Here is a 9,294-nt window from a genome sequence, read left to right as displayed (position 1 = left end):
CCGATCTGCCAACTTGCCCTGCGCACTGCCGGCCGTCCCGTGCCGCGCGGCGACCGGCTTCCCTCACCATCGCACCGCCGCCCCGCCTGCCCGCTCCCCCGCCGCCCCCGGAGGCCCGCGATGACGACCACCGCCAACCACCAACCCCGCGTGCCCCGACCGGACTTACGACCACCGGAACACCACCGCCCATCCTCGGCCCCGCCCTGCGCTGCCGGTCATGACGGCGCCGGGCTTCCCCCGCCATCACACCGCCGCCCGGCCGATGCCCATGGTGATGGCCTTCGCCGTCGTCTTCCCGTCCGCCCCCGGAGGCGCCCGATGAGGACCGTCCTGCTCACCGGCGCCGCCGGCTTCACCGGCCGTGCCGTCCACCGCCTACTCCGCCGCCAGCCGGTGGAGTTGCGGCTGCTGACGCACCGTCGCCCGCCCGTCGCCGACCCCGCGGCCCGCCTCGTCCACGCCGACCTCGCCCGCCGCGGCACCCTGCACGGCGTCTGCGACGGCGTGGACACCCTGCTCCACCTGGCCTGCACCGTGGACGAGGACGATCCCCGGGCCTGCGGCCTCGTCAACGACCGGGGCACCGCCGCCCTGGTCGCCGAGGCGCGGCGTGCGGGGGTGCGGCGGTTCGTCCACCTCAGCACCGCCGCCGTCTACGGCGACGGACCGCACCGCGGCGCCGCCGAGGGCGACCTCGTCCCCGCGCCGGTCTCCGCCGTCAGCCGCTCGCGGCTCGCGGGCGAGCGCGCGGTCCGGGCCGCAGGAGGCGTCGTACTGCGGCCGATGTTCGTGTACGGGCCGGGCGACCGATGGCTGGTCCCCCGGCTCGTGCGCACCCTCACCGCCCTCCCGGTCTCCGTCGACGGGGGCCGGGCCCTGCTCTCCCTGGTCGCCGTCGAGGACCTGGCGGCGGCGATCGCCGCGCTGGCCGTGGCCGACTGGGGTCCGGTGCCCGGCGGGGAGGTCCACCACGTCGGCCATCCGGAGCCGGTCGCCGTGCGCGACCTGGCCGCGGCGCTCACCGGGCACCTGGGCGTGCCCGCCCCCGCGGCCGACCTCACGTACGACGAGGCCCGCGAACTCCTCGCCGGGCGGCCCCGCGACCTGCGCCACCTGGCGCTGTTCGGCCAGGACCACCACTACGACAGCGGCCGCGTCTGGCGGCGCACCGGACACACCCCGGGAGCCTTCGCCACCCGCTTCGCCGCCGCCGCGCCCTGGTACCGCGCGCACCTCGCCCCGCTCACCCATCTCACCCCTCTCGCCCCTCTGGCCCCGCCGGCGGCAGCGGCCGCCGGCCCGACGGAAGACGGGACGCCGTGACCCCCATCCCCACCACCGCGACCGCCGGCGCGCCCTCCGCCCTCCGGCGCGCTCCCGAGGCCCCCGGTGCGCTGCCCCTGCTCGGCCACGGCCCTGCACTGCTGCGCCGGCCCCTGGAGTTCCTCGGCTCGCTCCCCGCCGTCGGCCCGGTGGTCCGCATCCGCCTGGGCGGCCTGCCCGCGTACGTCGTCAACGACGCCGAACTGGTCCGCGCCGTGCTGGTCGGCGAAGCGGGCCGGTTCGACCAGGGCGTGCTCATCGAGAAGGTGCGCCCTCTGCTCGGCTCCGGCGTCGGCACTGCCGACGGCGCCGAGCACCGCAGGCTGCGCCGGCTGATGCAGCCCGCCTTCCACCGGGCCCGCATCGCCCGTTACGCGGCCACCATGACCGCCGTCGCCGCCGAGCGCACCGCCGCCTGGCGGCCCGGCGGGATCCTGCGCGTGGACGAGGAGATGAACGCGCTCGCCCTCACCACCGTGGCCAGGGCGCTGTTCTCCTCGGACCTCGGCGCGGACGCCGTCGCCGAGGTGCAGCGCTCGCTGCCCGTCGTCCTGGACGAGATCCCCCGCCGCTCCATGCTCCCCGACGCCCTGCTGCGGCTGCCCACCCCCGCCAACCGGCGCTTCGACCGGGCCGTACGGCGACTGCGCTCCGCGACCCGTCACGTGGTGGAGGCCGCCCGCGCCGACGGCACCGACCACGGCGACCTGCTCTCCGTCCTGCTGCTCGCCGCGGACGAGGGGACCGGGGAGCGGCTGACCGACGGCCAGGTCCACGACCAGCTGGTCAACATGCTCGTCGCGGGCACCGAGACCACCGGCGCCACCCTGGCCTGGGTGTTCCACGAACTCGCCCGCGAGCCCGCGGTGGAGCGCCGGCTCCACGAGGAGACGGACCGGGTCCTCGGCGGGCGCCCGGCCGTCTTCGAGGACCTGCCCCACCTCCCCCACACCCGGCGCGTCGTCCAGGAGGCCCTGCGCCGGTACGCGCCGTGGATCATCCTGCGGCTCTCCCCGGAGGAGGTGCTCCTCGGCGACGTCGGCGTCCCGGCGGGCGCGACGGTGCTGTTCAGCCCGTACGTCCTGCACCACCTGCCGCAACTCCACCCCGACCCCCTCGCCTTCGACCCCGACCGCTGGCTGCCCGAACGCGCCGCGCGCCTGCCCAGGGCCGCGTCCATCCCCTTCGGCGCGGGCGGCCGCCAGTGCCCGGGGAACGTCTTCGCCCTCACGCAGGCCGTCATCCAGGTCGCCACCGTCGCCGCCCGGTGGCGCCTGCGCCCGGCGGACGCCGGCCCGCACGTGCGCGAACTCGCCCGCGGCGCGGTCGTCCACCCCACCGCGATGCCGATGCGGAGCGTGCCCCGCGAGGACGCCCAGGTGGAGACCCTCCCGCTTCCGTAAAGACATCCCCATGCAATGGTCCGTTTTCCCGGCGTACGGGAGATGGGTGAACCGGAGCGTGGGGCGAGCCGTACAGGCTTGTCGGTGGCCCAAGCTCCTCCAGCGGGGGTCGCCCCCATCACTGTGGCTCGCTTGGAAGGAACTTCGGGTTGTCGCTCTCCAGCGCTCATCAGCGACCGGTAACGGACCAGGCGGACACGACGGAGCAACCACCCCCGGGCGACGCTCCGGAGGAGGAGGCGGCGGCCAAGGCGGAGGCGGAGGCGGCGGAGACCGAGCCCGAAGCGAAGCCCGAGCCCGAGCCCGAAACGGAGGCGGCTCCCGCCCCCGGCCCCGGGGCGGACGACGAGCAGGCCCACGAGGAGGGCCCCGGCGAACCGGCTCCCGCCGCGGGCAGCGCCCTCGCCCGATGGCGGGAGCGGCACCCGGACGTCACCCGCGCCGTGTCGTGGAGCCTCACGATCCTCGCCGCCGCCCTGGTGCTCTTCGCCTTCCTGATGCCCGACCGGCTCCCCTACCTGACCGCCTCCCGCTTCGTCCGCGTCCCGGCGGAGCCGATCCTGCTGGCCGCCCTGCTGCTCGTGCTGCCACCCAGGCCCCGGCGCGTGGTGGCGGTCCTCAGCGGGGTCCTGCTCGGCCTGCTGGTCGTCCTCAACTGCGTGGACATGGGCTTCTACCAGACGCTGCAACGGCCGTTCTACCTGCTGTTCGACTGGTCCCTGTTCGCCGACGGACTGTCGTTCCTGAAGGACACGGACGGGGCGACGACCGCGTACGGCGCCCTGGCCGGGGCCCTGATCGCCGTCCTCGCGCTCCTCGTGCTCATGCCGCTGGCGATCGTGCGGCTGTGCAAGGTGATGGTGCGGCACCCCTCGGTGGCACGCCGCGGCACCCTGGTGGCCGGCGTGGTCTGGATGACGTGCGCGACGCTCGGCGTCCAGGTCTCCGGGCTGAACTTCGCCGCCAAGGACGCCAGCCTGCGGGTCCGGGGCCAGGTGGACATGGTGCAGCAGGGCCTGGCCGACCAGAAGGTGTTCGCCAAGAAGGTGGCCAACGACCCGTTCGCGAAGATCCCGTCCGACCGGCTGCTGTCAGGACTCCGCGGCAAGGACGTCATCTTCACGTTCATCGAGAGCTACGGCCGCGACGCGGTCGAGAACCCGGCGATGGCGCCGGACGTCGACGCGGTGCTGCGGGGCGGCACGCAGCAGCTCGCCGACGCGGGCTTCTCCGCCCGCAGCGGCTGGCTGACCTCCCCCGTCACCGGCGCGGGCAGCTGGCTCGCCCACACCACCTTCCTGTCCGGGCTGTGGGTCCCGGACCAGCAGCGCTACCGCTACGTCAGCTCCAGTGACCGGATGACCCTCACCAGTGCCTTCAAGCGCACCGGCGACTTCCGGACGGTCGGCATGATGCCCGGCGTCACCCGGGCCTGGCCGGAGGGCAAGTTCTTCGGCCTGGACCACATCCACGACTCCCGCACCATGGGGTACCAGGGGCCCAAGTTCAGCTGGTCGCCGGTGCCCGACCAGTACACCCTGTCGGCGTTCGAGCGCCTGGAGCACGGGAAGGCGTCGAACCAGCCGATGATGTCGGAGATCATCCTGGCCTCCAGCCACAACCCCTGGGCGCCGATCCCCCACATGATCGACTGGGACCAGGTCGGCGACGGCTCGGTCTACGACGCCATCAAGAAGGAGGGCAAGGACCCCAAGGAGGTCTGGAAGGACCCCAAGCAGGTGCGCCAGGAGTACAGCAAGGCCATCCAGTACTCGCTGACCAGCCTCATCGACTTCGTGACGAAGTACGGCAACAAGAACACCGTGCTGGTCTTCCTCGGCGACCACCAGCCCGTGTCGACGGTCGTCGGCGTCAACGCCAGCCGGGACGTGCCGGTCGCGATCGTCGCCCACGACCCCAAGGTGCTGGACCAGGTCTCCGACTGGGGCTGGAGCGACGGGCTGCAGCCCGAACACGACGCGCCGGTCTGGCGGATGGACGCCTTCCGTGACCGCTTCCTGACCGCGTTCACCTCCCGACAGCCTTAGAGCTTCTCCCCGTCGCCCCCCGTACCGCGGGGGGCGACGGGACCGCCGGGAAGGGGCCGGGAAAACCGGCTGCCCCACGATCACGGGCCTGATACCGTCACCGTGCAGTGACGACCGAGGAGGTGAGACCCATCAACGCTGTAACAGGCCGGGTACTCCCCTCCCGCACGGCTGCGCGGACCCTCTGACGCAGGTGTCCCCGGGAGTGCCCGAAGGCATCCCGAAAGGCATCGAGCCATGCGCTTCCTCTCGGAGACGACCGCGAACGGCGTCTCGGAACACCTCTTCGTCCTCGGCGACATCACCGGCGTGCTCTGGTCCCCCGCCGACGCGGCCGGCGACCGCCCGCTGATCCTGCTGGCCCACGGCGGCGGCCGGGACAAGAAGGCCCCGGGCCTCCTGGCCCGCGCCCACCACCATGTGACGACCGGCGGCTTCGCGGTCGCCGCCATCGACGCACCCGGGCACGGCGACCGCCCGCGGACCGCCGCCGACGAGACCGCCGCGGTACGCATCAGGGAGGCGGTGGCCTCGGGCGGGCCCGTCGCCCCGCTCATCGCGGCCCACAACGCGGCGCTGTCCACCCGCGCCGTCCCGGAGTGGCGGGCCACCCTGGACGCCCTGCAGGCCCACGGGCGCGTCGGCCCGGACGTCCCCGTCGGGTTCTGGGGCGTGTCGCTGGGCACCGCCGTCGGCGTGCCGCTCGTGGCCGCCGAACCCCGGATCACCGCGGCCGTGTTCGGGCTGCTCGGTCACGAGTCCCTGGCCGGGACGGCGGCCCGGATCACCGTCCCGGTCCGCTTCCTCCTGCAGTGGGACGACGAGTTGGTGCCGCGGTCGTCGTCCCTCGCCCTCTTCGACGCCTTCGCCTCCCGCGACAAGACGCTCCGCGCCAACCCGGGCCGGCACATGGAGCTGCCCACGTCCGAGGTGGAGAGCGAACAGCGCTTCTTCGCCCGCCGTCTGGTCCGGGACCCCGGCGCGCGACCGGCACACCACTGACCCTCCGGGCCCCGGTACCTCAGCTTCCCTCAGCACCGCCGAAAGGAACTCCGCCATGCCCGTCTTCCCCTCGTACGACGGCACCGTGCTCGCCTACCACGTCCTCGGCTCGGGCCGCCCGCTGGTCTGCCTGCCCGGCGGGCCGCAGGACTCCGTGTACCTCGGTGACCTCGGCGGCCTGTCCGCGCACCGGCAGCTGATCAGGCTGGACCTCCGGGGCACCGGCCTGTCCGGGATGCCGCGGGACATCGCCTCCTGCCGCTGCGACCGGCTCGTCGACGATGTCGAGGCCCTGCGCGGGCACCTCGGCCTCGACCGGATGGACGTGCTCGCGCACAGCGCGGGGGCCAACCTCGCCGCGCGGTACGCGGGCCGCCATCCGGACCGGGTCGGCAGCCTCGTCCTCGTCACGCCGAGCGTCCGGGCCGTCGGCCTGCCCATCACGGGCGGCCTCCGGCGCGAGACGGCCCTGCTGCGCCGGGACGAGCCGTGGTTCCCGGAGGCGTTCGCGGCCCTGGAGGCGATCGTGGCGGGCGAGGCCACCGCCGAGCGGTGGCAGGCCGTCGCGCCGTTCTCCTACGGCCGCTGGGACGAGGTGGCGCGGGCCCACCAGGCCGCGGAACGGGAGCAGATGAGCGACGAGGTCGTGTCCGCGTTCGGCGCCGAGGGCGCCTTCGACCCGGACGGCACGCGTGCCGCGCTCGCCGGGCTGGCGTCACCGGTCCTCCTGCTGGCCGGGCAGGTCGACCTCGGGGCGCCCCCGGCCACGGTCGCCGAGTTCGCCGCGCTGTTCCCGGACGCCGGGCTCGTCGTCCAGCCCGGGGCCGGGCACTTCCCCTGGCTCGACGACGCCGGCCGCTTCGTGACGTCCGTCGCGGGGTTCCTGGGGGGTGAGGACGGGCTCAGGGCCTCATGACGTCCGGCGCCTGCGGGACACCGACCGCACGGCGCGGGCCAGGATCGGCGGGACGAGGTCCTTCGCGAGGCGGCGGACGGCGGAGGCCCGTTCCCCGGACAGGGACGGGTACCCGTTGAGCGGCTCGTGGCGGGAGACCGGCGGAGCCGGGGACTTCGCCTTCGTGCCCCTGATGCGGATCAGGGGCACGCCCGCCACCTGGTCCACGGCGTGCCACAGGTCCTGGCGCGTCCTCAGCCACCGCAGCAGTTCCTCGCGGACCTGGTCCGGATCCCCCCAGGTGCCGTAGAGCTTGGTGCTCGTGACCACGACGGGCTTGAGTCCGACCGTCGCCACCGCCGCCCACACGGCGGCGGCGACACCCGGGCAGTGCTCGCTCCGGAAGTCGTCGAAGGCCGCGATGCCCTCCGGGACCAGCAGCTCGCGCGCGGCCGCGATGTCGCCGGAGACGTGCTCGTACAGATGGGACGCGTCGACGTGCACGAACCGGCAGCTGCGGGCGCCGACGTGCGAGGTGATCACCGAGGTCGGGCCCTGCACCATGGTGGGGAGCCGGTCGTGGAACGACAGGTAATTGGCCTCGAACGCACGCCGTGTGAGAGTCGCGTACGCCTTGTTCATCTCGGCGCTGTTGGGGTCGTCCACAGCCGGGGAATCCCACAGGTCGCACACCGTGAACCGCTCCCCCTCGCGGAGGTAGCGGCCCATGAAAATGGCGCTCTTCCCCATGTAGGCGCCGAGTTCCAGCAGGTCACCCGGGCGTTCCCGGTCGTTCTGCCGCCGCAGGAACCAGTCGAAGAGCAATTGGTCCACCGGCCAGAACCAGCCTTTGACGTCCGCGAACCGCTGCGGCCGGGGAATCGCGTCCGCGGTCTCTCCCGAATGTGGCATGAGCTTCTCCCTGGAGAAGGTGGTCCGCCGAACTGGACGCGAGGATATCGATCTCCGGCCGGAATCCCGGGGAGGCCGTGAGGCGAGGGCGGGCGCACTCGGACCGGAGGGCGGTGCGTCACCACCAGATGACGACGTATCCGTCGCCGCCCGCCGAACCCGGAGCGTCGGTGTCGCTGCCACCGTCGCCGCCCTCGCCCGCACCGGGCGGAGCGGGCTGGACCACGCCGTCCACCGCGGGGCGGCCGCCCTGGCCCGGGGCGCCCGGTAGCGGGTTGCCCTCCTGGCCGCCCGCGCCCGTGCGGACGGTGCCCTGCCCGGGACAGACGCCCGTGCCACCGCTGCCCCCGATGAGCAGCGACGCGCCCCCGCCGCCGCTGGCCGACACGACGCCGCCCAGGTTGTTGTCCACAACGGTCGGCGTGCCCGGAGAACCGTTGGCCGGGCCGGCGCCACCGGCGCCGACGTCTACCGCGACCGGTGTGCCCGGCTGGACGGTGAGGACGCACCAGGCGAAGCCGCCGGCGCCGCCTCCGGCGCCGGTGATCGCGCCGCCGCCTACGGCTCCGCCCCCGCCGGCGCCCCATGCCTGGACGAAGACCGTGGTCACCGCGGCGGGCGGCACGAACTCGCCGTCGTCGTCGAAGTCCACCAGGCCGTGGGCGGCTGCGGTTCCGGGCGGCCCCTGAGGCCCGGCGGGCCCCTGGGGGCCGTCCGGTCCGGCGGGCCCGGCGGGTCCTTGCGGACCGGTCCCGCCCTGCGGCCCCTGAGGGCCGGCGGGGCCCTGCGGACCGGGAGGTCCCGGCGGACCAGGGAGCCCAGGTGGACCGGGGCGGCCCGGCCGGCCCGGGCAGTGCCAGGGCAGGTACGGGAAGAATGAGCACGGCTGGGCCGCACGCTTCCCGGCTTGGGGTCCGCCGGCCTCGGGCGCGGGGCCACCGTCCGCGCCGACCGCGTAGGCCGCACCCGCCATCGAACCGGCCGCCAGGACCACGCTCGTGACCACCGCCCGCACCACGCGGGGCATGACTGTTCGAGACACCACGTCACCTCCGGGAACGGCCCACGACGGGCGGCAGGTACCGCCATTGGGGAGAGTGAGCGGTCGTGGACAGCGGCGGGCCCGCATCAAGCCTCGCCTCGGGCACCTCGTCATGCACATCCAGTAGCCGGACCGGGTGATCCCCGGGCCCCGGAACCTCTACATGAGGCGTTTTGTCATCTTGTCGACTTGGCGGAGTGGCCCGCATTCTCGTTGTCTGTCGACGGATCGGGGGATGCGGTGGCGGTGTTGCAGTGCAAGCGATGCGGGTCGACTCAGGTGCAGAGCCTGGAGCTGTACGTGGCGACGATGGATCCGGGCTCGGCGCTGAAGAAGGATTTCGCGCAACCGGCGGAGGAGAAGGCAGCGCTGATCGGGCCGCTGCTGGTGGCCGGGTTCGGGGTGGCGCTGCTGGTGTCGGGGGTGATCCTGCTGGGGCTGCTCGTGACGGTCGGCGGGGCGGTGTGGGGTACGCGGGAGCGAGGCAAGGAGCAGACCTCTCAGCGCAAGCGTGCGGAGTGGCTGAAGCAGATGATCTGCATGCACTGCAAGAAGGCGTTCCTGCCCGTGACGTAGCCCGGGCACAACGACGCGGCCCGCCCACGGTGCCGGGCGGGCCACGTCGGCGCCCATGGGAGGGCGGCGGCGTGGCGAAGCCGGGGGCCA

Annotated in this window: 8 protein-coding genes; 6 read left to right on the top strand and 2 right to left on the bottom strand. The window is 74.2% G+C overall.

Annotation, left to right across the window (positions count from 1 at the left end; genetic code table 11):
- Positions 1 to 321: 321 nt before the first annotated feature.
- The 5 genes from PV350_RS02025 (at position 322) to PV350_RS02005 (ending at position 6,695) form a co-directional block, all read left to right on the top strand.
- Positions 322 to 1,326 carry an NAD-dependent epimerase/dehydratase family protein gene (locus tag PV350_RS02025; RefSeq protein WP_500332632.1) on the top strand — a complete coding sequence of 335 codons (1,005 nt, stop codon included), beginning with the start codon at positions 322 to 324 and terminating at the stop codon, positions 1,324 to 1,326.
- Positions 1,323 to 2,729 (top strand): cytochrome P450, encoded by a 1,407-nt coding sequence (locus PV350_RS02020; RefSeq protein ID WP_500332631.1) that lies wholly within the window; start codon positions 1,323 to 1,325, stop codon positions 2,727 to 2,729. The genes PV350_RS02025 and PV350_RS02020 overlap by 4 nt, the downstream gene beginning before the upstream one ends.
- Before the next feature lie 149 nt (positions 2,730 to 2,878).
- Positions 2,879 to 4,777 carry an alkaline phosphatase family protein gene (locus tag PV350_RS02015; protein WP_500332629.1) on the top strand — a complete coding sequence of 633 codons (1,899 nt, stop codon included), beginning with the start codon at positions 2,879 to 2,881 and terminating at the stop codon, positions 4,775 to 4,777.
- Between the two features lie 237 nt (positions 4,778 to 5,014).
- Positions 5,015 to 5,779 carry an alpha/beta hydrolase family protein gene (locus tag PV350_RS02010; protein ID WP_499515084.1) on the top strand — a complete coding sequence of 255 codons (765 nt, stop codon included), beginning with the start codon at positions 5,015 to 5,017 and terminating at the stop codon, positions 5,777 to 5,779.
- A gap of 55 nt (positions 5,780 to 5,834) precedes the next feature.
- Positions 5,835 to 6,695 carry an alpha/beta fold hydrolase gene (locus tag PV350_RS02005; RefSeq protein WP_500332628.1) on the top strand — a complete coding sequence of 287 codons (861 nt, stop codon included), beginning with the start codon at positions 5,835 to 5,837 and terminating at the stop codon, positions 6,693 to 6,695.
- Here PV350_RS02005 and PV350_RS02000 read toward each other — a convergent pair.
- Both PV350_RS02000 and PV350_RS01995 read right to left on the bottom strand, forming a co-directional pair.
- A complete protein-coding gene (locus tag PV350_RS02000; RefSeq protein ID WP_500332627.1) occupies positions 6,690 to 7,586 on the bottom strand; it encodes a class I SAM-dependent methyltransferase in 897 nt (298 codons plus the stop codon). The genes PV350_RS02005 and PV350_RS02000 overlap by 6 nt on opposite strands.
- Positions 7,587 to 7,704: 118 nt before the next feature.
- Entirely contained in the window at positions 7,705 to 8,238 is a 534-nt protein-coding gene (locus tag PV350_RS01995; protein WP_500332626.1) for a glycine-rich domain-containing protein, read from the bottom strand.
- Positions 8,239 to 8,817: 579 nt separating this feature from the next.
- Here PV350_RS01995 and PV350_RS01990 point away from each other — a divergent pair.
- Positions 8,818 to 9,204, top strand: coding sequence for a hypothetical protein (locus tag PV350_RS01990; protein WP_499515080.1), 387 nt, complete (start codon positions 8,818 to 8,820; stop codon positions 9,202 to 9,204).
- Positions 9,205 to 9,294: the final 90 nt, after the last annotated feature.

The sequence above is a fragment of the Streptomyces sp. PA03-6a genome (assembly GCF_033792765.1).
In the GTDB taxonomy this organism is placed as follows: domain Bacteria; phylum Actinomycetota; class Actinomycetes; order Streptomycetales; family Streptomycetaceae; genus Actinacidiphila.
Note: the sequence above shows the minus strand (reverse complement) of the source record. Positions and strands in the feature narration are given on the sequence as shown.